Origin of the sequence: Rhodococcus sp. 05-2256-B1 (assembly GCF_002258465.1) — a bacterium.
Classification (GTDB): domain Bacteria; phylum Actinomycetota; class Actinomycetes; order Mycobacteriales; family Mycobacteriaceae; genus Rhodococcoides; species Rhodococcoides fascians.
Genome location: NZ_NOZA01000026.1, coordinates 216107 through 240436, shown reverse-complemented (window position 1 = coordinate 240436; position 24330 = coordinate 216107). Strand labels below are relative to the sequence as shown.

Sequence of the window (24330 nt, the reverse complement as noted above, 5' to 3'; positions counted from 1 at the left end):
GTTACCTCGAGTCGTAGGCTGTCGTGGTGAGTCCCCGAAACCTCGATGATCAGTCCCCGCCCGACGACGGTACCGACAAAATGGACAAATCAGGTGCCGACGCGGACATCCCCTTGGACGCCGCGCTGATCGAGGCCGTGCAGGATGCTGTGGCGAACGCCACAGACGCCGACGCCGATTACGACGAGGACGATCTGGACGACGACATTCCCGAGCTGCGCTCCCCCATACTGGTCGCCGCTTTCGAGGGCTGGAACGACGCAGGCGATGCGGCGAGCGGCGCGGTCGAACATCTGGAGCTGATCTGGGACGCCAGCCCACTGGCCGAGCTGGACTCCGAGGACTACTACGACTACCAGGTCAATCGGCCGACCGTTCGTCAGGTCGACGGGGTCACCCGCGAGATCGAGTGGCCGTCGACCCGATTGTCGGTGTGTTCACCGCCCGGCAGCGACCGTGACGTGGTCCTGTTGCGCGGTATCGAGCCCAACATGCGGTGGCGCAGCTTCTGCGACGACCTGCTCGAGTTCGTCGAGCAGCTGGGCGTCGAAACCGTCGTCATTCTCGGCGCGCTGCTGGCGGACACCCCGCACACCAGGCCGGTTCCGGTGACCGGCACCGCCTACAGCACCGAGTCGGCCGAACAGTTCAACCTGGAGCAGACCCGCTACGAGGGGCCCACCGGTATCACCGGCGTTCTGCAGGACGAATGTGTCAAGGCAGGGGTGCCGGCCGTGTCGTTCTGGGCTGCTGTCCCCCATTACGTCTCACAGCCACCGAATCCGAAGGCCACCGTGGCGTTGCTGCAGCGGGTCGAAGACGTCCTCGACATCGAGGTGCCGCTCGGCGAGCTGCCCACGCAGGCCGAGGAGTGGGAGGAGGCGGTCAACGAGATGACCAAAGAGGACGAGGAGATCAGCGAATACGTGCGCAGCCTCGAGGAGCGTGGTGACGCCGAGGTGGACATGTCCGATGCGATCGCCAAGATCGACGGCGACGCCATCGCCGCCGAGTTCGAGAAGTACCTCCGGCGGCGCGGCCCGGGCAACTTCGGGCTCTGACCCGAACGCACACGAGGAGCCGGGAGCCGGTGAGGTCTTTCTGATGCCGACGTAACGTCACCGCAGCGGTGGCGTCACCCCGACACCGGAGCCTCGTGGGTATGGCCAGCACACCGCGATTTCTGCAAGGCGTCTTCTCCTTCACCGGCAACGGTCTGGACAAGCCCGAGTTGATCGATCCCAGCCTGAGTTTCGTCGTCCCCGAGGGGGTGACGGCCCAACCGCTGTACTTCCGGGGCGGTAATTCGAGCGATGAGCTGGTGGTCGTGACCTTGCTGCGCGACGGCAGCCCGATGCGTATGTTCCCGATGGGGGCCAAGAGCGGCGTCAACATTCCGTTGCGGGTCGTCGAGGACGTCGATCCCGACACCGTGCTCGAGCTGGTGATCGCGGCCCCTGCCGGAACCAGCGGAGAGGTCGTCGTCGACTTCGGTCTGGTGCTGGTCTGATGCCTTCGGGAAAACAGCGATTGCTCGTGATCGGCAACGGAATGGCCGGTGCCCGGACGGTCGAGCAGATCCTCGAGCGAGACGGCAGCTCGCTGTTCGACATCACGATGATCGGCGACGAACCGTACGGCAATTACAACCGCATCATGCTCTCCCACGTGCTGTCCGGTGAGGCCACCGTCGACGACGAGGATCTCGTTCTCAACCCCATGAGTTGGTACAGCGAGAACGGCGTGACGTTGCACGTGGGCGATCGAGCCGTGTCGCTCGACCGGTTCTCCAAAACGGTTGTCTGCGAAAGCGGTCGGTCCGTCGACTACGACGTACTGATCATCGCCACCGGTAGCAACACGTTCTTCCCGAACATGGACGGTCTGCGCGAGTCCGACGGCAGACTGGCACGTGGGGTGTTCGGATTCCGCACGATCGCCGACACCAACGGCATGTTGCAGATGGCGCAGTCACGCGACGACGTGTCGGCGGTGGTGATCGGCGGCGGACTGCTCGGTCTCGAAGCAGCGTACGGACTGCGGACGCAGGGACTGGACGTGAACGTGGTGCACTCCCCCGGGCACCTGATGAACCAGCAGCTCGACGAGCGCGGTGGACGAGTCTTGCGCAACAAGATCGAGTCGCTCGGCGTCGGTGTCCACACCTCGAAGAGAACCACCTCGGTGTTGCGGTCGGACGACGGTACCGTCATCGGCGTCGGTTTCAACGACGGCACCTCGCTGGACGCCGACATGGTCGTCGTGACCGCCGGAATTCGGCCCAGTGTCGATTTTGCCCGCGCCGGCGGCCTGGTCATCGAACGCGGAATCGTGGTCGACGACCAATTGCGCTGCGAGGACGAGGGTTCCATCTATGCCGTCGGCGAATGCTGTCAGCACCGCGGTGAGGTGTACGGCCTCGTCGCGCCCCTCTGGGAGCAGGCCGCTGTCCTGGCCGACGTACTCACCGGTGCCGATCCCGCTGCCGCGTATCACGGTTCGCGTCTGACGACCAAGCTCAAGGTGGCCGGCGTCGACGTCGCGTCGATGGGGATCACCGCGCCCGAGCGCGACGACGACGAATTCGTTCAGTTCTACGAACCACGCAGTGGCACGTACAAATCGGTCATCGTGCGGAACAACAAGCTCGTCGGTGCCACTCTGCTGGGCGACATCTCCAAGGCCAACTTTCTCACCCAGGCGTTCGACGAGAAGGTGCCGCTGCCCGACGAGCGCATCAGCATGCTCTTCGACATGGGAACGCCCTCTGCGGCAACAGGAGCCGCCGAACTGGCAGACGACGTTCAGGTGTGCAACTGCAACGGCGTCACCAAGGGCGCCATCGTGGCCTGCGTGCACGCGGGCGCGAAGAATCTGAGCGACGTGACCGCGAAGACCCGAGCAGGCAAGGGATGTGGATCCTGCAAGGGGTTGGTGAAAGACATCATCGCGTGCGCATCCGGTGGCGCGGTCGAAGCGGACCCCACCGCAGACCGGTACGTGCCGTGTATCCCGATGACGAAGCCGGAACTGATCGAAGCGATCAGGTCGCGAGACCTCCGGGCAGTCTCGCAGGTGTTCACGGCGCTTGCGACCGATGGCGTCGAGGACGCCGCCGCCAAGATGCCGCTGGCGTCACTGCTGCGCACCGTCTGGGGTCCGGATTGGGTGGACGAGCGCGGCGCACTGTTCATCAACGACCGGGTGCACGCCAACATTCAGCGGGACGGCACGTTCTCGGTGGTACCGCAGATGAAGGGTGGCGTCACTACCCCGGACCAACTGCGCAAGATCGCCGACGTTGCCGACAAGTACAACGTGCCGCTGGTCAAGGTCACGGGCGGACAGCGCATCGACCTCCTCGGGATCAAGAAGGAAGACCTACCCAAGGTGTGGGGCGATCTGGACATGCCCTCCGGCTTCGCCTACGGCAAGAGCATGCGCACGGTGAAAACCTGTGTGGGCAGCGACTTCTGCCGCTTCGGTCTCGGCGACTCGACGGCTCTCGGCATCGCGCTCGAAGAGCGGTTCCAAGGCTTGGAGACTCCCGCGAAACTCAAACTCGCGGTCGCCGGCTGCCCGCGCAACTGCTCGGAGGCGCTGTGCAAGGACTTCGGCGTGGTCTCGGTCGGCGAGGACAGGTGGGAGATCTACGTCGGCGGCGCGGCCGGGGCTCACATCCGCAAGGGAGATCTGTTGGCCACCGTGACGGGAGCCGAGGAGGTGATGACAGTGGCAGGCAGATTCATCCAGCACTATCGGGAGAACGCGCAGTGGCTCGAACGGACGTACGCCTGGGTTCCGCGCGTCGGCTTGGAGGAACTGCAGAGCGTTCTGATCGACGACCGTGACGGCATCGTCGCCGGACTCGACGAGCGACTGCAAACATCGGTCGACGGCTACGTGGACCCATGGCAGGACCGCACGGCACCCAAATCGCCCGCGCAGTTCGCACCCTCGCTGCCACTGCTCCCGCTGCCACAGGTGCCGGTCCGATGAGCGTGCCAGTGGGAGCGCTGGAAGATCTGACTCCGGGCGAGGGACGGGCCTACGTCGTGGACGGTCAGCAGGTCGCGGTGTTCCTGCTCGGTGACGGTTCGGTGCGCGCGATGGACGCCGTCTGCCCGCACCGGGGCGGGCCACTGGCCGACGGCCAGATCGACGGGTCCGTAGTCGTCTGCCCACTTCACCAATACGCCTTCTCCCTCGACGACGGCACCTGCCCGAGTGGAATCTCGTCGGTCCGCACCTACCCCGCGGCCGTGGTGAACGGAAAAGTGACCGTGGAGCTGTAACCGGCACGGTTGAACAACTGGCACTCCTACCCCCAGGGTCGTTCCGCAGGCTCCACTCCTCCCACCAGGGTCATTCCGCAGGCTCCACTCCTAGCCCCTACCCTGTTCCAGTGACCGAATCAGGCGAGGACGCACGGCTGGGTGCCGCGAATGCGTTCGTGGAGGAAGACCGTCTCGGTCTCTTCTCGTTCGCCGTCGCCGAGAAAAGATCCGAATACCTGGCAGTACTGCGGGCGTTCGACACCGCTCGCGCGAACTACGTGGTGTTGCTGCACTCGGGCGACGTCGCCGATCTCATCGCTCGTAGCCCCGGGCGTCACGACGCGCTGACCACACTGGACATCGCACCCCTGCTCGATCAACTCCACACCTGGGGTCTGCTCGAACGCAGCTACGACGGCACCCGCGCCGCGACCCTCGCCGAATACCGCAACCGGCACTTCGTCTACCAGTTCGGTCAGGCCGGCTACAAGGCCTACCGCGCGGTCGAGGACGTGCTCGGTGCGCGCCTGGACGACGCCTCGCTGTCCCGGCTGGTGCTGCCCGAGCTGCTGGCCGACATGCACGAGCTGGCCGAGGCGAACCGTCAGGCCGACGGCGACCGCATCTACCGCAAGCTCAGCAGACTCGATTCGACGTTGTCGGAGATGGCGACCCGCGCCGCCCACTTCTATCTGGTGCTGGGCGACCTGGTGCGCACCACCGAGATCACGCCCGAATCGTTCTTGGCGCACAAGGATGCACTGCTCACGCACATGCGTGAGTTCAGCTCCGATCTCACCCGCTATGCCCCCAAGTTGGCGGAAGCGATCGCACTCGTCGAGAGCACCGGCATCGAGGAACTCGTCGACCGTGCCGCGATCAGCGACGAACGAGTCTTTCTCTCCGTCGACGAACGGCGAGCGGACTGGACCGACCGATGGGCCGGGTTGTCGCACTGGTTCGTCGCGGCCGAATCCGAGCTCAGCGAATCCGAGCGCCTCCGCGAGGGCACGATGAGCGCGATCGCTGCTGTGCTGTCACTGCTGCGGCGCGTCACCGAAACTCGGAAGGGCGGTGTGAGTCGCGAGAGCCAACTGCGTCACCTCGCCGGCTGGTTCGCTGCTGCCCCCACCGAGGACAGCGCACATGCTCTGTTTCACGCCGTGTTCGGCCTCGGCCGACCCCGGCACCTGTCGATGGTCCATCCCGACGCCGACATCATCCCCATGTCCCGATCATGGTGGGAGGCACCGCCGGTCGAAATCTCGCGCACGCTGGCCGAGACAGGACGTACTCCGACCCCCGGCGTTCCAGGGCGGGTACAGCGCAACGACGGCGGCATCAGACGACTGCGCGAGCAGCAACTCGAGTCGCAGCGATCACGCAGTGCCGCGGCGCAGTCGCTCGCCTCGGCCGGAATCCACGACCGCATTCTGAACGAGCAGGAAACCGAAGTGTTGCTGAGCCTGCTCAACGCCGCGTTGACTGCCCGGGTACGCGTGAGCGGACGCACCTCGGACTCGTCCGGATCGGACAGTGGCGTGCGCCTGACGCTGAGCGACAGCGACCGTTCGACGATCGTGCGCACCAGCCGTGGCCGATTGCATCTGGACCGCCTCGCCCTCGACGTCAGTGAGGTGGCACGCCGGTGAGAGCACGTGAGATCTCCTCGCTCGCTCTGGATTCCTACCAGCGGGCTGCCCGAGTCGCATTGTCCAATCACCTGGTCACCGCGACGTACCCCGATCGAATCGCGTTACCGCTGCTGCGCAGGTGGGCAACCGAACTGCGTGAGGATCTCCTGGAGCTGTTCGGCTACCGCTTCGAGGTCACCGAGACGACCGCGCGTCTGTTCCCCGTGATCGATCGTCTCGACGACAGTCAACCCGCGCGAACGCCTTCCGAGCGGGTGTTCGACCGCCGCAGGTACGCGTATCTGGCGCTGGCGCTTGCCGCGCTCGGTCGGGCCGGAAACCAGATCACTCTGTCCGAACTCGCCGATCACGTGGCGACGGAGTCGAGTCAGGTGGACGGCGTCGAACTCACGACCGACCGCGCGAGCGACCGAGACGCATTCGTCGACGCGATCGGATGGCTGGCCACGCGTGGTGCGATCTCGCTGGCCGACGGCGACGCCACGGGCTGGGCTAACAATCCGACGGCCGGTGAGGCCCTGTACGACATCGACCGATCGGTGGTCGTCGCGATGTTTCGGCCGCCGCGTGCCGTGCAGCACCTGCGTTCGATTCGTGGCCTGCTGGCCGGCTCGGATGCCCCGATCGATCCCGAGGATTCCGATCTCGGACACATCGAGTCCGGGCGTGAGGCAGACCCGAAGGAAACGCTGCGTGCGGTACGCCGAGCGTTGGTCGAACACCCCGTCGTCTATCTCGACGATCTCGACGGGGACGCACGCACCGCCCTGACCGCCTCGAGGACCGTCGCCGACGTCGAGTTGCTCACCGGTCTCGTTGCCGAGCGTCGCGCCGAGGGCGTGGCCCTCATCGACACCTCGGGACGGTTGTCCGACCACCGCTTTCCCAGCACCGGAACGATCGCTCAGGTGGCGTTGCTCATCGCGGGAGAAATCTCCGATCGGGTCGTGGATCCCGACGCTCCGGCGCTCACAACGCATCCGCTACCTGCGAGCGACCTACTCGTCGAACAGTTGGACGACGCGATCCCCGGCGGCGGAATCTTCGGTGACCTGGCCGACTTCGGATTTCCCGCCGATCCGACGACGGTCGAGAACTCGGCGGAGCGCACACAGTATCCGTTGATCGAGGACAGTTGGCTGGTCTCGGTCGTCGACGATCTCGTGGACCGATTCGGTCGCACGTTCGCGGCGCAGTGGCAGACCGACCGGGACGGTCTACGCATCCGTGCGATTGCGCTGTTGCATCGACTTCGTTTGATACACAGCGTATCCGGCGGTGTGTTGGTGCTACCGGTGATCGCTCGGTACCGAGACGTGATGGTCAGCGTGCGCGACCGAGCCCCGCAGGACTCGCTCTTCGGCACCGAACAAGCCCCCAGTACCGATCCATCCGAAGTAGAGGCCTGAGTAGATGACCGCACACTCGAATCGCTTTCGGCCCACGCGCGCCGGAATCGTCAACCTGTGGGATTACCGCGATCAGGAGTTCTCTTTCGCCGACGGTCGATTGGTGCTGCGTGGTCCCAACGGATCCGGCAAGACCAAAGCGCTCGAAGTGCTGTTTCCCTTCGTCCTCGACGGCCGGATCGAGCCGCGCCGACTCAACCCGTTCGCCGGTGAAGAACGAACGATGAAGTCCAACCTGCTCTACCGAGGGCAGGAAAGCGCACATTCGTACGTGTGGATGGAGTTCGGCCGCGGCTCGCGCGAGGACCCCGAATCGGTGACCGTCGGAATCGGTATGCGGGCGAGCCGCCACAACGACAAGGTGACCCGCTGGTACTTCGTGGCCGACGGCCGAGTGGGCGTCGACTTCTCGTTGTTGGGCTCCGACGACCGGCCGCTGACGAAGAAGCAGTTGGCCGAACAACTCGGCAGCGATGCCCTGACCGATCGTCCGGTCGACTACCGCGCCGCGATCGATGCCCGAATGTTCGGGCTCGGCGCGCAACGGTACGACCAGTTGATCAATCTGATTCTGACACTTCGCCGTCCGCAGTTGGCCAAGAATCTCGATCCGAAAGGGTTGTCCCAGGCGCTGACCGACGGTCTGCGTCCCCTCGACGAGCAACTGGTGCTCGAGGCGGCACGTTCCTTCAGTGACATGGAGGAAGTAGGACGCGCGCTGGAGGGACTGGCCCAAGCCGATCAGGCGGCCAGGAACTTCGTGTCGGTCTACTCCAAATACCTTCGCGTACAAACCCGTTCGGACGTCGAACAAGTCTCGCGTCGGCTCGAAGCCGTGACGCACGCGACCACCGCACACTTCGCCGCCGCCGCCCTGCAGGACCGGCGTCTGCTGGAACGGGCGGCCGCAGAGACTCGATTCGACGAGGCCGAGCGTGCGCTCGATCAGGCCGTCGCAGACCGAGAAACCCTGCAGCGCTCGAGCGCGTACGAGGGCAAGCAGCAACTGGACGATCTCGCCGAATCCGCTGCGAAGCTGGAGGTCTCGACGGCGCAGCAGGCCGATCGCGCACGCAAAGCGCAAGCAGAACTGGAGCAGCGCACGGCCGAGGCTGCCCGGGCGGACGCCGCACTCCGGGACTCCGTTGCCGGGGTGACTCGCGCGGAGGACGAGCTGCAGACTGCGGCCGAGGATGCCGGCATCGTGTGGACCCCATTGCCCGGCACGGCGCGCAGTGATCAGATCAGTACCGCGCTTCGTGGGCACGCCGAGGAACGGGACGGCGACGTACGTGCAGTGCGTGAGGCGCTGGCCACCGTCGAGAAGGCGTCGACGGAACGCGCTCGCGCGGAGAAGGCCGCAACGAAGGCGCGCGAGTTGCTCGAAGCAGCCGCGGCTGCCGTCACCGAGGCCGAGGCGACGGTGGACCTGGAGAAGGCGCAGTTCGCTTCGGGCCTGCGGGCCTGGTGGTCGAGCAACTCGTCGCTCTACTCCTCCGCAGGCATCACCTCCGCTGTGTTCGAGGCCCTCGACGCAGCCCTGGCAGGCATCGGCGACGACGACGCCCCGAGCCTGGAATCGGTGCTCGCCGAGCAGACCTCGGACGGTATCGATGCGATTCGCGCCCGGCAGGCACAGGCACGCGTCGACGTGGCCGCGCGCGAGGCCGAGGTGAAGGCGCTGCGCGACGAACTGTCCCTGGTGCGAGCCGAACACGACGATGCCCCACCACCGTTCGCAGCGCGCACCGACAGCCGTGCCGATCTCTCGGGCGCACCACTGTGGCAACTGGTTCGGTTTGCCGATGCGGTCTCCTCTGCCGACGCGGCGGGGATCGAATCCGCACTGCAGGCCGCGAACCTGCTCGACGGGTGGATCCACCCGACCGCAGACTCCCCCGTCGACGCGACGTCGGAGCAATATCTGTCGCCGCTACCGGTGGCCGCGAGGCCGACCAGTTCGACGCTCGCGTCCGTGCTGGAACCCGAGCCCGGTACTGCCGTCCAGGAATCGCGAATTCTCGATGTACTGAATTCGATTGCATTGCAGCAGGATCGAAACGACCCCTTGGACAGTTCTGTCTCGATAGGCGTCGACGGTCGGTACTGGCAGGGAGTGCAGCAGGGTCGCCACGCAAAACCGGATGCCGAGTACATCGGTGCAACGGCGCGGGCGCGTCGGCGAGAGCAGCGCATCGCCGAGCTCGGTGCTGCGATCGATTCCGCGACAGCCGAACTCGCGACCGCGACCGCCGCCGAGCTGGCGGCACGCGAGCTGGTGCAGGCGTTGAACGCGGCCGCCAAGCAGCTCCCCCGAGTCTCGGCCATCGTCAAAGCGCAACGTGCCGTCACGGCAGCCGCAGGCGCGCTGCGCACCTCCAAAGATGCGTCTGCAGCGGCAGATCGAGAATTCGACCAAGCGATCGCCGACCTGTCCGCGAAAGAGAAACAACTGCGCTCCGTCGCCGTGGCCCATCGCACCCCGCACCTGGGCCGCGATGTCGATGCCCTCGCCGCAGCGATTCGCCATTTCGAGCATCAGGGCGCAGCGGTCATCCGTAAACGCAGCGACCACGCACGCGAGACCGAGCGGGCGCGCGAGGCCACCAACCGCCTCGAGGAGGCCACCGGACTGGCCGAGGAACTCGCCGAGGAAGCCGCGATAGCCGACGAGAGCTATCGGCAACAGCTGCAGCGTCTGGAATTGCTGAGCGAGAAACTCGGTGCTACGGCCGAACAGATCAACACCGACCTGGAAAACGCGCGCGATCGCATCGAGAAGTGCCGAGCCGAGCAGCGAGCAGCCCGAAAGGCGGACAAGGAAGCCGGTGAGGCGATCGGCAAGGCCGAGGGTGCATGCAACACGGCGCTCGAGAGCCTGCGCGCTGCCGTGACCGAGGCCCTGGGTGATGCTGTCCGACTGGCACCATACGCCCGCAAGGATCTGCTGCACATCCTCGGCGTGCACGAGACGTATACGTGGCCGGCCAGCGACTCGGCGTGGCTGACGGTCGAACAGATCCTGTATCGGGTTCAGCAGGCCGCCGGCCCCGACGACGACGTCCCGGTACTTCCATCGGTGGTGCTCGCGCTGCATTCGGCACTCGACACGGCGACGGCGTCGGTGAAAGTGACCGACTCGAGCCGGAAGTCGACACGAACGGCGCTGACGAGCGCACTGCAGGAGTTCGACTCGCAACTGGCCGCTTCCGGTCAGGACTACCGCCTGCAGTGGGACGCACCGGACGGGTTGACGGTGGTACGCGTGCAGGACGAGCAGGGTTATTCCTCGGTCGGAGACTTCGCCGACCGCATCGGTGCCGCCCGGGCCGACCAGGAACTGCTGTTGACCGAGCAGGAACGCCGAATTCTCGAAGACGCGCTGCTGACCGGGTTGGCGCAGCAGATTCACGAGCGCACCGTCGATGCACGCGAGCTGATCGCCCAGATGTCCGCAGAGATGAAGCAACGCCGTATGTCCTCGGGCAACACGATCGGCGTGCACTGGGTGCTCGCGGACAACCTCGACGACGGGGCGCGGGCAGTGTCCAAGCTGCTCGACCGCGATGCCTCGGCGCTGAGCCAGGACGATCTGGCCGCGATGCGCGCACACTTCGCATCGGAGATCAGGATCGCTCGTGCGGCACATCCGGAACGGTCGTATCCCGAGATCCTGTCCGCGACACTGGACTATCGTCGCTGGCGGGTGTTCGCGTTCACGCTCATCAGCGGCGACGGCAACGAGGATCGCCTGACCGTAGCTCGTCACAGTGCGCTCTCGGGCGGTGAGCAATCGGTGTCGCTGCATTTGCCGCTGTTCGCCGCGGCGCACGTGATGCTCTCGTCCGCCGATCCGCATTCGCCGCGGTTGCTGGCGCTGGACGAGGCGTTCGCCGGTGTCGACGACAACGGTCGTAGCGAATTGCTCGGACTTAGTGTGCAATTCGACCTGGATCTGTTCATGACCGGTTACGACCTGTGGATCACCTACGCGGACGTCCCCGGTTGCGCACACTACGATTTGGCGCACTCGACCGCCGAGAACACCGTCAGCGCAGCACTTCTGGTGTGGGAGAACGGTGAATTGTTCGCCGAACACGACGGCACCGACCTCGCAGCAGCCCTCGGATCACCGTTGACCCGCCGGGTGCCGACCCGAACCGAAGGTGGGCTGGAGTTTGGCCGGTAACAGTGAGTGGCGAGGCAGCGTCGAATTGGCGGCGCTGTTGGACGCTGCGCGAAAGAAGTTGGAGTCCAACTGGCTTCGTGTCGGCGGTAACATCATCGTCGACCTGAGTGATGCGCCGGAACTGTGGCGTCTGTGCAGTGCCATCTCGAAGTCCAACTCCAGCTTGCACTCTCGGGCACGGAGCACCCGGCTCGATCTCGAGCGGTTCGACGCATGGCTGAGCCATCCGCTCAACGGCGGTATCGGTCTGATCGACACCCTCGCCGGGCAGGCACCGCTGCAGGACAAGAAGCGCATTGCGGCCGACAAGGCTCAGCTGCGCGCCGATGCGCTCGATCGGGCGCGTGCGGCGCTCGGCGGTGGTACCGATCGCGAGTGGATCGAGCACTGGATCGCGTCGTTGCTCAATCAGGACGGCACCCTCGGTGGCCGCGTCGCCGTCGACGCGCTCGGGGTCGCAACGCAAGTCCTGGCGCTGCTTCCGGTGGACGGGATGTCGCTCACCGAGCTGGCGGAACTGGCCACCGGTGATACCAAGGCCCTCACGGGCGGCGGTGCCGCGAAACTCGTCCTCGATGCATTGTCGTTGCGCGAGAACGTGCCTCGACCCGTCGATCCAGTGGGGATCAGAGCGCTGTGGGAAACGGCCGGAGTGTCGGTCGACGCCGTGTCGAGCCGGGTACTGGTTCTCGGCTACCGCGTCGTCGAGACCAACACGGTGGCTCGCTGGCTCAACGAAGCAGCCGACGAGGGCGTGCCCTTTCCCGTCACCGTGGACATGCTCGCGCGCGGCCCTCTCACCAACAGCTCGTCGACCGTGTTCGTGTGCGAGAACGTCGCTGTGCTCGCGGCCGCAGCCCGCTCTCTCGGCTCGAACTGTGCCAGCTTGATCTGCACCGACGGTCAGCCCTCGGCCGCAGTGCATCGGCTGCTGGCTGCGCGCGCCCCCGGCACCACGATCGAATGGCGTGCCGATTTCGACTGGGCCGGAATGCACATGGTGACCCGCGCACTCACCCGGTACGACGCGGTGCCGTGGCGAATGGACGTCGACTCGTACCGCCGCGCACTGGACGCGCGCAACTCGGAACCACTGAAGGGGCATCCCACGGACACTCCGTGGGACCCGGAACTGGCTGCTGCACTGCGTGATTCGGGACGAGCGGTCATGGAAGAACGCCTGATCCCGGATCTGCTGGCAGATCTACGCCTGGGGCCCGCGGACTAACGCAGCGGAACTCCGAGCAGCGCATCGACCGCATCGGCGAAAGTGCCGGGTGCGCTCGCATCCGATCCACCGCGCTCGACTGCGAAACTCGCCCACGCGTCGAGGGCGTCGAGAGCCTTGGGCGTGTCGAGGTCATCGGCCAGATGCTGACGCAGGCGGTTGACGACGTCGTCGGCCGACGCTGCGGACTCGAGCGCCGCTGCTCGACGCCACAGCGCGAGACGGGTGTGGGCTCGCTCGAGGACCTCGTCGGACCACGGCCGATCCTGCCGGTAGTGGCCCGCGAGCAGGCCCAGCCGCACCGCGGCCGGATCGACGTTCTCTGCGCGGAGCTTCGAGACGAACACCAGGTTGCCGCGGCTCTTGGACATCTTCTCGCCGTCGAGACCGATCATTCCCGTGTGCACGTAGTGCCGGGCGAACCGAGGGTCACCGGTTGCCGCCTCGGCGTGTGCCGCCGAGAACTCGTGGTGCGGGAAGATGAGATCGCTTCCGCCGCCCTGGATGTCGAAACCGGTTCCGATGCGATTGAGTGCAATGGCAGCGCATTCGATGTGCCAGCCCGGTCGGCCGGGGCCCCACGGCGACGGCCACGACGGTTCGCCGGGACGTACCGCGCGCCAGAGCAGCGCATCGAGTGAATCGCGCTTGCCCGCACGATCGGGATCTCCGCCGCGTTCGGCGAAGAACGTGTCCATGGTGGGACGGTCGTAGCCGGATTCGTAGCCGAACTGCTCGGTGGCGTCGGCACGGAAGTACACGTCGGGGTACTCGGCGTCGTCGACGACGTAGGCAGCGCCGGACGCCACCAGCTTCTCCACCAGTTCGACGACTTCCTCCACCGACTCGACGGCACCGATGTAGTCGTGCGGAGGCACGACCCGCAGAGCCTCCATGTCGGCGCGGAACAGCTCGATCTCGCGCGCACCGAGATCGCGCCAATCCTCACCGTCACGATTCGCGCGCTCGAACAGCGGATCGTCGACATCGGTGACGTTCTGCACGTAGTGCACGTCGATACCCGCATCACGCCACAAGCGGTTGATCAGATCGAACGTCAGATACGTTGCCGCATGTCCCAGATGGGTGGCGTCGTACGGGGTGATTCCGCAGACGTACATGCGAGCGGTCGAACCGGGGGTGACCGGACGGACCTGGCGATCTGCGGTATCGAACAACCGAAGCGCTGGACCCTGTCCTGGGATTGTCGGGATCTCCGGGCTGGACCAAGAATGCATGCAGCCGAGCCTATCCGAGCCCGTTCAGAAGGCGGGCCACGGTATCGGTCTGCTCGATCGAGGTTCCGGCATGACCGGGCGCGCGATCAGCTGCTGGGCCCGATCCAACACCGCAATGGTTTCGGCCAGCGTTATCTTGTCGACCAGCCGTGGAGCGATGACGGTGTCGAAGGTCTCGACGAACCGCACGACGTCGGCCATCAGAGCATCGTCGACCGCCTGGCCTGCCCACCCCCAGAGAACCGTGCGCAGCTTGTTCTCGGCGTGCAGGCAGATGCCGTGATCCACCCCGTAGACATATCCGTCGAGACCTTCGAGGGCATGCCCACCCTTGCGATCTGCATTGTTGAGAATGACGTCGAGAACCGCCATCCGCTGCAGGCGTGGATCGTCGGCATGGATCAGAGCGATCTCTTCGCCGTCGCCGTCGTAGGCCTGCAACACCGGAATCCAGCCCGCCGGAACGAGATCGGGACGGCAGATGTCGACGAGGTCCACGCGGCCCTCGACCCGCTCCTCGGGAGTATCTATCCACTTCTGCACCATGCCGGGACCGAACGGACCGTCGCGCAGCACCGTGGGCGGAATCACGCCCCACCCGAGCGCCTCGGAGATCTCGTACGACGCCACCTCCCGCCCGGCGAGGGTGCCGTCGGGAAAGTCCCAGAGCGGCACCTCTCCGCGCACGGGTTTGTACACGCACCGCACTGCCGAGTCGCCGTCGCCCGCCTCGCACACGAGGGTGGCGTTGGACGCCGAAACCACCCGGCCGACGACAGTCAGCTCGCCGGTCTCCATGGTCTCGCGGCCCTCGAAGGGAGGTAGTTCGACGGTCAAGACTCGTCGACCTCTGTCACCGGACCGAAGGTGGCACCGCGGCGGTAGCCGTTCGTCCTGATGCAGACGTGTCCCTCGGGGGCGAGCGGCAGGCCGCACAGCGGGCACGGCGCTCGGCCGGCTGCCACGACCAGCTCGGACCGCGCTGCGAACTCGCGAGCCTGAACGGGTGTCAGAAACACTCGAACCGCGTCGGGGCCCTCGTCGGTGTCGTCGAGCACGACGGATTCGTCGACCTCGACCTCACTGACGGCCAACAACTCCACCACGACGGCATTGGCGTCGGCGTCCCAACCCAACCCCATCGTGCCGACCCTGAATTCGGTGTCGATCGGGGTCACCAACGGGCTGGTGTCGAGTGTCTCGGCCTCCTCGGTCGGCACATCGGTACCGAAGCGACGCTGCACCTCCTCGAGCAGCAGTCCCATTCGATCGGCCAGCACCTGTACCTGCTGCTTCTCCAACGCGACCGAGACCACTCGGGCATCGTGGACCGCCTGGAGAAAGAACGTTCGGTCACCCGGCTCACCTACGGTCCCGGCGACGAAACGATCAGGGGTGCGAAAAACGTGTATGGCGCGCGGCATTGCACCTCCTAACGACTCGAAAAGCTCCGCGAAACGAATCGCGAACTTCCATTATCGGCCACAGATCGACCGTGGACGGTATTGCTCGCCCTCCAGCCTGCCACCGATCGGGAGATCGGCGGCGAACCGGCATCTTTAGGTGCCCGCGCCGCCGCCCACCACTGCATCGGACGAGTCTGCAACGTCGGGTTTCGCGCCTGCTTCGTCGGACGTCGGCTCTTCCGCCTTCGGCACGAACACGCTCAAGTCGGATCCGGTGTCGTTGGTCCGCAACACGAACGGCCGAGTCGAGGTGTAGCGCACGACGCTGATCGACGCCGGATCGGCAACGATCCGCTGGAAAGAATCGAGATGGGCACCCATCGCATCGGACAGCACCGACTTGATCACATCCCCGTGAGAGCAGGCCACCCACAGCACATCCCGGCCGTGGTGGGCGGCCAGCCGCGCATCGTGCTCCCGTATCGCCTGGACCGCGCGTTGCTGCACCGTAGCCAAGCCTTCGCCTTCGGGGAACACCGCCGCGGACGGATGCTGCTGAACGACCTTCCACAGCGGCTCGGCCAGCAGCTCCTTGATGGTTCGACCGGTCCATTGTCCGTAGTCGACCTCGACGATCCTGTCCTCGACCATCGGAGTCAGCCCCAACCGAGTGGCCAGCGGTTCCACGGTCTGCTCGCACCGCAACAACGGAGAGCGCACGATCTCCACGACCGGGAGGACCCCCAGCCGTTCGGCAACCGCCTGTGCCTGCTCTCGGCCCCGGTCGTCGAGCTCCACCCCTTCGCTCCGACCTGCGAGCGTGCCCGCAGTGTTCGACGTCGAACGTCCATGGCGAAGCAAGATGACTGTCATTGCTCCGAGCCTAACGAGGAACGGTTCACGTAGCCGAGACAACCCCGCCGGCCAACAGACCCAGAACAACCACACCGAGCACGATGCGGTAACCGACGAACCAGTACAGCGAATGGTTCGCGACGAACTTGAGCAGCCAGGCGATCGAGGCATAACCCAGGCCGAACGCGATGATCGTGGCCACCAGCAGCTGTGGTCCCGACGCGGCGAGGCCGGAGCCGACCGGCTCGAAGGCGTCGGGCAGCGAGAACAAGCCGGACGCCGTGACGGCCGGGATGGCGAGCAGGAACGAAAAGCGCACTGCAGCTTCGCGTTCGAGTCCGAGGAACAGGCCGGCGCTGGTGGTGGCTCCGGAGCGGGACACTCCGGGAATCAGCGCCAGGCATTGAGCGAGGCCCATGACGATGCCGTCCCTGGTGGTGAGTTTCTCGATCGGCCGTTCCTTACGGCCCAGCTTCTCCGCGACGGCAATCACCACGGCGAAAGCGATCAGCATGAACGCGATGAGATACAGATTGCGCGCACCGGTGCGGATCTGATCCTTGAACAACAGACCCAGAATGCCGATCGGGATGGTGGCGATGATCACGTACCACCCCATGCGGTAATCGAGACCCCGTTCTTCTTTCCTGCGCAATCCGACGAACCAGGCCTTGATGATTCTGACGATGTCGCGCCAGAAGAACAGCAGGACAGCGGCTTCGGTACCCAGCTGCGTCACCGCGGTGAACGACGCGCCGGCGTCCTCGTTCCAGAACACCCCCGACACGATTCGCAGATGACCGGAAGAGGAAATGGGAAGGAATTCCGTCAGTCCCTGGACTGCGCCGAGGATGATCGCCTGCAGCCACGTCATGTCGATCATGCGGCGCCCCGTCCCAGCGTCGAAGCGGACGATTCGATTGTTGCCGGCGCGTGGGCGAGTGCCCGCCCCCTGGATTCGCGATTCACGGGGACGACCGTACCCGGCGCGGCACTTTCACACCGAGCACAGCGAAGCGGCGCGGCACATTCACACCGAGCGGCGCGGCGCACTACTGTGCACTGGCGGCAGGCCAGTACGAACCCGACGATCACAGGTAAAAGGACATTCGGCACATATGAAGCAGAGATCGGTCGGCACCAGCGGACTTCGGGTGTCGAGGCTCGGCCTCGGCACTCTCGGGTGGGGCAGCGGGACCGATGGGGACGACGCTGCGGCGCAGTTGTCGGCGTTCGCCGAGGCGGGCGGCACCTTGGTCGATACGTCTCCGGCGTACGGCGACGGTCGAGCTCAGCGAGTACTCGCGGAGTTGCTCGACGATGTGGTTCCTCGGCAGGACTTGGTGATCAGCAGTGCCGCGGGGGTCGGTTCGCGGTACGGCCGGTATCACGTCGATTGCTCGAGGCGCGGACTGCTCGGTCAGTTGGACGCAACGCTGCGTGAGCTCGGTACCGACTATCTCGACCTGTGGCAGGTGGCCACGTGGGATCCGATGACCCCGGTCGACGAGGTGGCGGCGACACTCGACTACGCCGTCTCGAGTGGACGGGTTCGCTACACCGGTGCCCGCGGGTATCTGGGCTGGCAATTGGCCACGGCTGCCGGTTCGGCCGGTATCGGACGGATCGTGTCTACGCAGGCGGAGTACTCACTGTTGGCCCGTGGGATCGAGGACGAACTGGTTCCCGCCGCCCTGCACCACGGCATCGGCATCCTCGCGGCGGTTCCCCTGGCGGGTGGTGTCCTGACGGGTAAGTACCGCAACGGGATTCCGGCCGATTCGCGCGGGGCCGACGAGCTTCACGCCGACGCGGTGAATGCGTATCTGACCGACTCGGCGGTAGGTGTCGTCGATGCGGCGGTCACGGCCGCCGATGGTCTTGCCACCTCTCCCCTGGTCGTCGCCCTTGCGTGGGCCCGTGATCGTCCCGGGGTGAGCAGCGCGATCGTCGGTGCCCGCGATCTGGCCCAGTTGATGGGTGCTCTGATGGCCGAGGAGCTCGAACTGCCGGCGGCTATCACGTCGGCCCTGGACGACGTCAGCGGTTGATCGCAGGTGCTGCTCGGCCTGGGTGAGGTCACCTGAAGGTCGGGCAGGCTAACCTATGGTCGTGATCGCCAAACGCCTCGCCGCCGCGCTGCTGACGGCCGGACTGCTGGTGTCGTGTTCGGTGAACAACTCCGCGGTCCCGGACTCCGGCACGATCGGCCCACGCACCGCCGTCGTCGACGACCCTGATCCGGAGCCCATCGCGGTCGATCCGGCTGCCGAACTACCGGTCACCGTCACCGGTTTCGACGGCGTGCCCGTCACGATTTCGGACAACAGCAGGATCGTGGCGGCCGACCAGTACGGCACCCTCGCCGAAACGGTGTTCGCGCTCGGACTCGGCGACAATCTCGTCGGGCGCGACACCTCGGCGTCGTTTCCCGCGGCAGCAGACGTACCCGACGTCACCCCTACCGGCCACTCGCTCAGTGCCGAAGGCATTCTCGCGCTGTCGCCGACGGTCGTCCTGACCGACACCAGTATCGGCCCGCGCGCTGTCCAGGATCAGATTCGGGCCGCGGGAATTCCGGTCGTCTACTTCGACCCCGCTCGAACTCTGGCCGGGGTAGCAGGACAGATCGACGCTGTTGCGGCGGCTCTCGGGGTTCCCGACGCCGGTTCCGCACTGGCGCAACGGGCAACCGAAGAGATTGCCGCCGCGACACAGAACGCGCCTCGATCCGCCGCGCCGCTGAAGGTTGCGTTCTTGTACATGCGTGGTCCGGCGATCAAGATGCTCGCCGGTCCGGGTTCCGGAGCGGACGCTCTCATCGAGGCGATCGGTGCTCGGGATGCAGGGGTCGAATCGGGTCTGACCGAACAGTTCGTCCCGGTGACCAGTGAGGCACTCATCGCTGCGGCACCCGACGTGATTCTCATGATGACGAAGGGGCTGCAATCGATCGGCGGGATCGACGGGCTCGAGCAGATACCCGGTATCGCGCAGACGCCCGCCGGCCAGCAGCGTCGGGTGGTCGACATGGACGACGGCACCGTTCTCAGTTTCGGTCCGAACACCGGAAAGGTGCTGGCTGCATTGTCGAAGGCCGTCTACGAACCTGCCTCATGAGCGACGTGTCGTCTGCACGGTGGCGGTCGGGTACGACGCGAGTGGTCTCGACGTTCGTCGCGCTGGCGGTCGTGCTGATGGTCCTGGCCTTGGTGTCGGCTGTCGTCGGGCAGGTACCGACGACTCCGGCGGAAGTGTTGGGGAGTTTGACGCATCGGGTGGGCCTCGACATCGGCCCGCTGCCCGCTCACCCCAGCGGCGAGGTGACCCTCTGGCAGGTCCGGTTTCCTCGGCTGACCCTCGCGATGCTCGTCGGTGCCTGTCTGGGATGCGCGGGTGCACTGCTCCAAGGTGTGTTCGCCAACCCTCTCGCCGAACCCGGTGTCGTCGGCGTGTCGTCGGGCGCGGCTGTCGGTGCGAGCTCGGTCTTCGTCCTGGGCGGCAGCTTTGCCGGGGTCTGGACCGTTGCGCTCGCAGCCTTCGTGGGCGGACTCGTCACCACGATTGCGGTCTACTTCCTGGCTCGCAATGCCGGCCGAACCGAGGTGGTGACCCTCATCCTCACCGGAGTCGCCGTCAATGCGTTCGCGGGCGGCGTGATCGCGTTCTTCACGTTCGTCGCCAGCCCGGCCGCTCGCGACCAGATCGTCTTCTGGCAGTTGGGATCCCTTGCCGGTGCCACGTGGCAGTCGGTCGCGGTGGTCGGTCCGCTGGCCTTGGTCGGGATCGGAGCGTCGTCGATGATCGCCCGCCGACTGGACCTGCTCGCACTCGGTGAGTACGTGGCGCGCCATCTCGGCGTGAACGTCGAGCGCCTGCGTCAGTTCGCCATCGTGGTCGTCGCAGTGCTCGTCGCGTCCGGAGTGGCGTTCACCGGGATTATCCTGTTCGTGGGTCTGGTGGTACCCCACGCCATGCGCATGGTGCTCGGTCCGGCGCACCGGGTACTCATCCCTGCCAGCGCACTCGCGGGAGGCGTGGTCCTCCTCGGGGCCGATCTCGTCACGCGGACGCTCGTGGCGAACGTCGACCTTCCGCTCGGGATGGTGACCTCGTTGGCGGGCGCACCGTTCTTCTTCTGGCTGCTGCGCCGCACCCGGGCTCGTCAGGGCGGCTGGGCATGATCGGGAAGTTCGGTGGACACCGTTCCGACATTCCTGCCGACCCGACACCGGGTTCACGCACCCTGGTCGCCGTGGGGGTCGGCGCACACCGCGGTGACCGGGCCGTTCTGAACGACGTGCATCTCGAGGTCGTCGTCGGAGAGATTCTGGCTCTCGTGGGCCCGAACGGGGCGGGTAAGTCCACGTTGCTGTCGGTCCTGTCCGGAGACACCGAGCCCAGTTCCGGATCGGTACTGCTCGGCGAGAGACCACTGTCCCGCTTCCGGCCGGTCGACCTCGCGCGACGACGCGCCGTGCTCCCGCAACAGCACGCGATCGGGTTCGCATTCACCGTCGAGCAGATCGTGCGGATGGGCCGAGCTCCGTGGACCGGAACGTCGGCGGTACGCGAGGACGACGCGCAGGTGGCCGCCGCCATGGCCGCCTGCGACGTGTCCGAATTCGCCGGACGTCCGTTCGGTTCCCTATCCGGCGGTGAGCAGTCCCGAGTCGCGTTGGCCCGTGTCATGGCACAGCGCACCGCCACGATCATGCTCGACGAACCCACCGCGGCGCTCGATGTGAGACACCAGGAGTCGGTGATGGCCGTGGTGCGTTCACTGGCCGCGTCCGGTCGTGCCGTGGTTGTCGTACTGCACGATCTGGGGCTTGCTGCGGCCTACGCCGATCGGGTCGCGATTCTCGACGCAGGCGAGCTGGTGGCTACGGGACCGCCCCGGGAGGTTCTCACCGCCGAGCGGCTCGGCCGGATCTACCGACACCCGGTCGATGTCTTCGACCACCCCGTCACCGGTGAGCAACTGGTGATCCCGAAGCGGGGTCAGGAGTGAAGCCTGCGGAACGACCAGGGTTCAGAAACCCTCGAGCGCAGAGTTGACGCGATTGAAGAAGGCCCGGACTGCCGTGTCTCGCAGTGACACATCCGACAGCTGCTGAGCGTGAGCGACTGCGTCACGAACCACCCCGATGATGCTGCGTTCGTCGGTCAGATCGATCTCGGTGACCGAGTGCTCGGCGACGGCGTCCACTTCGGTTCGATCCGGCACGGCCGACACGACATCGGCCCGATAGATCTTCACGTAGAGCGTGCTGCGCTGCACTCTGAACGCGAACGCGCGTCCGTCGTCGGTTCTGCCGAAGCCGTTGGCGTGCGTACCCGCATTCACTTCCTCGACCACGAAGTGCGTTCCTTCGGATCCCACATCCGCTCCCATGTCGTGCTCGTTCACGAATTCGATGCCGATCGAACACGCTACCGTCTCCGCGCCCCCGACGAACGGCACCGAGTCCCGGGCTGTCGATTTCGCCGAGGTCGACGCGCGCTGGTACAGATGTGGCAGCGCCTTACCAGGGGCAGTCACCACAGGAAGTAGGTTCGGTTCCATGCGAACACCGTCGGCACGTACGGCCAGGACGGCAGTGGCGTCCGCGCTCGCCGTCGTCACACTCGTCGGTTTGGGTGGTTGCTCGAGCGAGGACGAGAACGCCGACGAGATCACCGTCGAGCCGCAGCCGCCGGCCTTGTCCCCCGCGACTGCAGTGGCTCCGGCCGGAGTCGTCCGCGCCTTCGCTCCCGTGGACGCACTGACTTTCGATTCTGCAACGCGCACTCTGGTTGCCCTGACCGACGCGTCGACCACCGTGAGCCTGGTGGACGGGGAGGCGTCGAGCGAGCCCCGCGTGGTGGATCTGGGCGGATCCGCTGCAGAGCTGGTCGCCGGACGCGACTCGAGTGTCTTGGTTCCGATGGACGGAGTTCTCTCGAGGATCACCGTGGCAGACGCTCAGCGCACCGATACCCCCGTCGACGGCCGGACTCTGTCGGCTGCCGATCTACCCGACGGCACCACGGCGGTCGGTGACGCCACCGGGCGTATCCGCATTCTCGACGCCGCCGGACAGGTGACGAGCACGGTCTCAGGACCGGGCGTGACCTCGGCCGACGCGTTGGCCAGCACACCGGACGGTGTCTCGGTACTCGATCGCCGCCAGACCTCGATCACCGATCTGAACCTCGACGACGACACCCTCGGTGTGGCCCTGCGCGCGGGCGAAGGCGCCGCCGAGATGACCAGCGACGAGTACGGACGACTTCTGGTCACCGACTCGACCGGCACCGAGCTGCTGGTCTTCACCTCGCACGATCTGCTGATGCGGCAACGGTTTCCGGTCGGGTCCGCGCCCTGGGCGATCGCCTACGATGAACAATCCGGTATTGCATGGGTCACCTTGCCGGCTCGCAACGAGGTGGTCGGGTACACACTCGACACCGGAATTCCGGTCGAGGCGCAACGGTTGCCCACTGTGCGACAGCCGAACTCGGTTGCCGTCGACGCGGATACCGGCGATCTGTACGTGGGATCGGCGACCGGGGACGGGCTGCAGCGCATCCCCGCCGCGGGCCGTTGACCTGCTGAATCGGCAGGAGACGGTACCCGCAGGAACGACCCTCGAGAATGGTGGAGGCACGTGAACGCACACGAGAATTCGATGCCGGGCCGAGCGAAGATGCCCGTCGGGTGGGAGGTGTCCCCGTCCGACGACTGGGAGTACGTCCCTCTCCGGTTGCCACCGGACGTCACTCGCGTGACCGCATCGATGCGGCTCGCGATTCAGGCCGAATTCGGCGGCTGGGAGCTGTCTCGGGTACGTCTGTACACCGACGGAAGTCGCCGCGTGTTGCTCAAGCGCAAGAAGACCGCACATCATGTGCCGGAGCCCGGAATCTGACCGGCTCGACGGCAGCACCGATCGACTCCGAACAACGACCCTGAAGTACCGACCGGAAAGAAGACCGTGGGAGACCGTCTGTACCGCGTCCTGTTGCGCCTGATGTTCCTCGTATCGCCGGAGAGGATTCATCACCTCGCGTTCGGTGTTCTCAGGGCTGTTGCGGCGCTTCCTCCGCTTCGTAAGCTGGCAAGTGCACTGTTCGTCGTCGACGATCCGCGGTTGCGTTCGACGGCATTCGGCATCGAGTTTCCGGCACCCCTCGGGCTTGCGGCCGGGTTCGACAAGAACGCCGATGGCATCGATGCGTGGGCCCCGCTGGGGTTCGGGTTCGCCGAGATCGGCACCGTGACTGCGCAGGGGCAACCCGGCAATCCGACGCCTCGTCTGTTCCGGCTGCCTCTCGACCGCGCGATCATCAATCGGATGGGCTTCAACAACCACGGTGCGGAGTACGCGGCCGCGAAACTGCGTTCGCGCAGAACGCGGATTCCCATCGGTGCGAACATCGGCAAGACGAAGATCGTCGAGCCGGCGGACGCCGCCGCCGATTACACCACCAGCGCCCGATTGCTCGGGCCTCTGGCAGATTTTGTCGTCGTCAATGTCAGCTCCCCCAACACGCCGGGTCTACGGGATCTGCAGGCCGTCGAATCGTTGCGGCCGATTCTGGTTGCCGTGCAGTCGGTGGTGTCGGTGCCGGTTCTAGTCAAGATTGCGCCGGACTTGTCCGACGAGGACATCGACGCCGTCGCTGATCTGGCTGTCGAACTCGGCCTCGACGGCATCGTGGCGACCAACACGACTGTCTCTCGCGACGGACTCCGTACCGACGCGGAGGCGGTCGCGGCCATCGGTGCAGGCGGGCTGTCCGGTGCTCCACTGCAGGCTCGCTCGCTGGACGTCATTCGGCGCCTGTACCGCCGGGTCGGGACGCAGCTGACGCTGATCTCGGTGGGAGGAATCGAAACGGAAGAGCAGGCCTGGGAACGCATCGTTGCCGGTGCGTCCCTGGTGCAGGGATACACCGGGTTCATCTACGGCGGACCGCTGTGGATCAGGAACATCAACCGTGGTCTGCTGTCCCGACTCGAGCAGCACGGATTCGCTCGTCTGGCCGACGCAGTGGGTTCGGAGAACAAGCTCTGACCGCCCCTCG

At 66.0% G+C, this 24330-nt stretch carries 21 protein-coding genes; 15 read left to right on the top strand and 6 right to left on the bottom strand.

Annotated features, from left to right (window positions below):
- The first annotated feature begins 80 nt into the window (after positions 1 to 80).
- The 8 genes from CH285_RS14505 to CH285_RS14470 all read left to right on the top strand — a co-directional run bounded on the left by CH285_RS14505 (position 81) and on the right by CH285_RS14470 (position 12758).
- Entirely contained in the window at positions 81 to 1061 is a 981-nt protein-coding gene (locus CH285_RS14505) for a PAC2 family protein (protein WP_228139408.1), read from the top strand.
- Positions 1062 to 1162: 101 nt separating this feature from the next.
- A complete protein-coding gene (locus CH285_RS14500) occupies positions 1163 to 1510 on the top strand; it encodes a hypothetical protein (protein ID WP_027497076.1) in 348 nt (115 codons plus the stop codon).
- Positions 1510 to 3999: a nitrite reductase large subunit NirB gene (gene nirB, locus CH285_RS14495; protein ID WP_094643195.1), complete on the top strand. Its 2490-nt coding sequence runs from the start codon at positions 1510 to 1512 to the stop codon at positions 3997 to 3999. The genes CH285_RS14500 and nirB overlap by 1 nt, the downstream gene beginning before the upstream one ends.
- Entirely contained in the window at positions 3996 to 4295 is a 300-nt protein-coding gene (locus tag CH285_RS14490) for a Rieske (2Fe-2S) protein (RefSeq protein WP_027497074.1), read from the top strand. Before nirB ends, CH285_RS14490 begins: the two co-directional genes overlap by 4 nt.
- Positions 4296 to 4453: 158 nt before the next feature.
- On the top strand, positions 4454 to 5929 hold the full coding sequence (locus CH285_RS14485; protein WP_027497073.1) for a TIGR02677 family protein: 1476 nt from the start codon (positions 4454 to 4456) through the stop codon (positions 5927 to 5929).
- Positions 5926 to 7341 (top strand): DUF2398 family protein, encoded by a 1416-nt coding sequence (locus CH285_RS14480; RefSeq protein ID WP_032370531.1) that lies wholly within the window; start codon positions 5926 to 5928, stop codon positions 7339 to 7341. The genes CH285_RS14485 and CH285_RS14480 overlap by 4 nt, the downstream gene beginning before the upstream one ends.
- A 4-nt stretch (positions 7342 to 7345) precedes the next feature.
- Entirely contained in the window at positions 7346 to 11530 is a 4185-nt protein-coding gene (locus CH285_RS14475) for a TIGR02680 family protein (protein ID WP_094643194.1), read from the top strand.
- On the top strand, positions 11520 to 12758 hold the full coding sequence (locus CH285_RS14470) for a DUF2399 domain-containing protein (RefSeq protein WP_176458610.1): 1239 nt from the start codon (positions 11520 to 11522) through the stop codon (positions 12756 to 12758). Before CH285_RS14475 ends, CH285_RS14470 begins: the two co-directional genes overlap by 11 nt.
- Here CH285_RS14470 and mshC read toward each other — a convergent pair.
- From mshC to CH285_RS14445, 5 genes are all read right to left on the bottom strand, one after another.
- A complete protein-coding gene (mshC, locus tag CH285_RS14465; RefSeq protein WP_027497069.1) occupies positions 12755 to 13996 on the bottom strand; it encodes a cysteine--1-D-myo-inosityl 2-amino-2-deoxy-alpha-D-glucopyranoside ligase in 1242 nt (413 codons plus the stop codon). The genes CH285_RS14470 and mshC overlap by 4 nt on opposite strands.
- A gap of 24 nt (positions 13997 to 14020) precedes the next feature.
- Complete coding sequence (locus CH285_RS14460) at positions 14021 to 14794, bottom strand: SCO1664 family protein (protein WP_167328042.1); 774 nt, start codon at positions 14792 to 14794, stop codon at positions 14021 to 14023.
- Positions 14795 to 14829: 35 nt separating this feature from the next.
- Positions 14830 to 15420, bottom strand: coding sequence for a DUF3090 domain-containing protein (locus CH285_RS14455; RefSeq protein WP_027497067.1), 591 nt, complete (start codon positions 15418 to 15420; stop codon positions 14830 to 14832).
- A gap of 135 nt (positions 15421 to 15555) precedes the next feature.
- The gene (locus tag CH285_RS14450; protein ID WP_027497066.1) at positions 15556 to 16275 is read right to left on the bottom strand and encodes a histidine phosphatase family protein; all 720 of its coding nucleotides are present in this window, start codon (positions 16273 to 16275) and stop codon (positions 15556 to 15558) included.
- Between the two features lie 25 nt (positions 16276 to 16300).
- Positions 16301 to 17131 (bottom strand): undecaprenyl-diphosphate phosphatase, encoded by an 831-nt coding sequence (locus CH285_RS14445; protein ID WP_370878785.1) that lies wholly within the window; start codon positions 17129 to 17131, stop codon positions 16301 to 16303.
- A 244-nt stretch (positions 17132 to 17375) separates the two neighbouring features.
- Between CH285_RS14445 and CH285_RS14440 the strand changes: the two genes are divergently transcribed.
- From CH285_RS14440 to CH285_RS14425, 4 genes are all read left to right on the top strand, one after another.
- A complete protein-coding gene (locus CH285_RS14440; protein ID WP_032370527.1) occupies positions 17376 to 18308 on the top strand; it encodes an aldo/keto reductase in 933 nt (310 codons plus the stop codon).
- 103 nt (positions 18309 to 18411) lie between these two features.
- On the top strand, positions 18412 to 19377 hold the full coding sequence (locus CH285_RS14435; protein WP_371828013.1) for a heme/hemin ABC transporter substrate-binding protein: 966 nt from the start codon (positions 18412 to 18414) through the stop codon (positions 19375 to 19377).
- Positions 19374 to 20441 (top strand): FecCD family ABC transporter permease, encoded by a 1068-nt coding sequence (locus CH285_RS14430; RefSeq protein ID WP_027497062.1) that lies wholly within the window; start codon positions 19374 to 19376, stop codon positions 20439 to 20441. The genes CH285_RS14435 and CH285_RS14430 overlap by 4 nt, the downstream gene beginning before the upstream one ends.
- Complete coding sequence (locus tag CH285_RS14425; protein WP_027497061.1) at positions 20438 to 21271, top strand: heme ABC transporter ATP-binding protein; 834 nt, start codon at positions 20438 to 20440, stop codon at positions 21269 to 21271. The genes CH285_RS14430 and CH285_RS14425 overlap by 4 nt, the downstream gene beginning before the upstream one ends.
- A 21-nt stretch (positions 21272 to 21292) precedes the next feature.
- Here CH285_RS14425 and CH285_RS14420 read toward each other — a convergent pair whose 3' ends face one another.
- Positions 21293 to 21826: a hypothetical protein gene (locus CH285_RS14420; protein ID WP_228139215.1), complete on the bottom strand. Its 534-nt coding sequence runs from the start codon at positions 21824 to 21826 to the stop codon at positions 21293 to 21295.
- Here CH285_RS14420 and CH285_RS14415 point away from each other — a divergent pair.
- The 3 genes from CH285_RS14415 (at position 21825) to CH285_RS14405 (ending at position 24320) form a co-directional block, all read left to right on the top strand.
- On the top strand, positions 21825 to 22850 hold the full coding sequence (locus CH285_RS14415) for a YncE family protein (RefSeq protein ID WP_094643193.1): 1026 nt from the start codon (positions 21825 to 21827) through the stop codon (positions 22848 to 22850). The genes CH285_RS14420 and CH285_RS14415 overlap by 2 nt on opposite strands.
- A gap of 81 nt (positions 22851 to 22931) precedes the next feature.
- Positions 22932 to 23171, top strand: coding sequence for a DUF5703 family protein (locus tag CH285_RS14410; protein ID WP_027497059.1), 240 nt, complete (start codon positions 22932 to 22934; stop codon positions 23169 to 23171).
- Between the two features lie 78 nt (positions 23172 to 23249).
- Positions 23250 to 24320: a quinone-dependent dihydroorotate dehydrogenase gene (locus CH285_RS14405; protein ID WP_032382135.1), complete on the top strand. Its 1071-nt coding sequence runs from the start codon at positions 23250 to 23252 to the stop codon at positions 24318 to 24320.
- Positions 24321 to 24330 lie beyond the last annotated feature (10 nt).

Coding starts and splice junctions, on each gene's coding strand:
- CH285_RS14410 (WP_027497059.1), top strand. CDS start 22,932: ATGCCGGGCCGAGCGAAGATGCCCGTCGGGTGGGAGGTGTCCCCGTCC.
- CH285_RS14500 (WP_027497076.1), top strand. CDS start 1,163: ATGGCCAGCACACCGCGATTTCTGCAAGGCGTCTTCTCCTTCACCGGC.
- CH285_RS14490 (WP_027497074.1), top strand. CDS start 3,996: ATGAGCGTGCCAGTGGGAGCGCTGGAAGATCTGACTCCGGGCGAGGGA.
- CH285_RS14475 (WP_094643194.1), top strand. CDS start 7,346: ATGACCGCACACTCGAATCGCTTTCGGCCCACGCGCGCCGGAATCGTC.
- CH285_RS14505 (WP_228139408.1), top strand. CDS start 81: ATGGACAAATCAGGTGCCGACGCGGACATCCCCTTGGACGCCGCGCTG.
- CH285_RS14415 (WP_094643193.1), top strand. CDS start 21,825: ATGCGAACACCGTCGGCACGTACGGCCAGGACGGCAGTGGCGTCCGCG.
- CH285_RS14460 (WP_167328042.1), bottom strand. CDS start 14,794: ATGGAGACCGGCGAGCTGACTGTCGTCGGCCGGGTGGTTTCGGCGTCC.
- CH285_RS14425 (WP_027497061.1), top strand. CDS start 20,438: ATGATCGGGAAGTTCGGTGGACACCGTTCCGACATTCCTGCCGACCCG.
- nirB (WP_094643195.1), top strand. CDS start 1,510: ATGCCTTCGGGAAAACAGCGATTGCTCGTGATCGGCAACGGAATGGCC.
- CH285_RS14440 (WP_032370527.1), top strand. CDS start 17,376: ATGAAGCAGAGATCGGTCGGCACCAGCGGACTTCGGGTGTCGAGGCTC.
- CH285_RS14430 (WP_027497062.1), top strand. CDS start 19,374: ATGAGCGACGTGTCGTCTGCACGGTGGCGGTCGGGTACGACGCGAGTG.
- CH285_RS14450 (WP_027497066.1), bottom strand. CDS start 16,275: ATGACAGTCATCTTGCTTCGCCATGGACGTTCGACGTCGAACACTGCG.
- CH285_RS14455 (WP_027497067.1), bottom strand. CDS start 15,420: ATGCCGCGCGCCATACACGTTTTTCGCACCCCTGATCGTTTCGTCGCC.
- CH285_RS14445 (WP_370878785.1), bottom strand. CDS start 17,131: ATGACGTGGCTGCAGGCGATCATCCTCGGCGCAGTCCAGGGACTGACG.
- mshC (WP_027497069.1), bottom strand. CDS start 13,996: ATGCATTCTTGGTCCAGCCCGGAGATCCCGACAATCCCAGGACAGGGT.
- CH285_RS14420 (WP_228139215.1), bottom strand. CDS start 21,826: ATGGAACCGAACCTACTTCCTGTGGTGACTGCCCCTGGTAAGGCGCTG.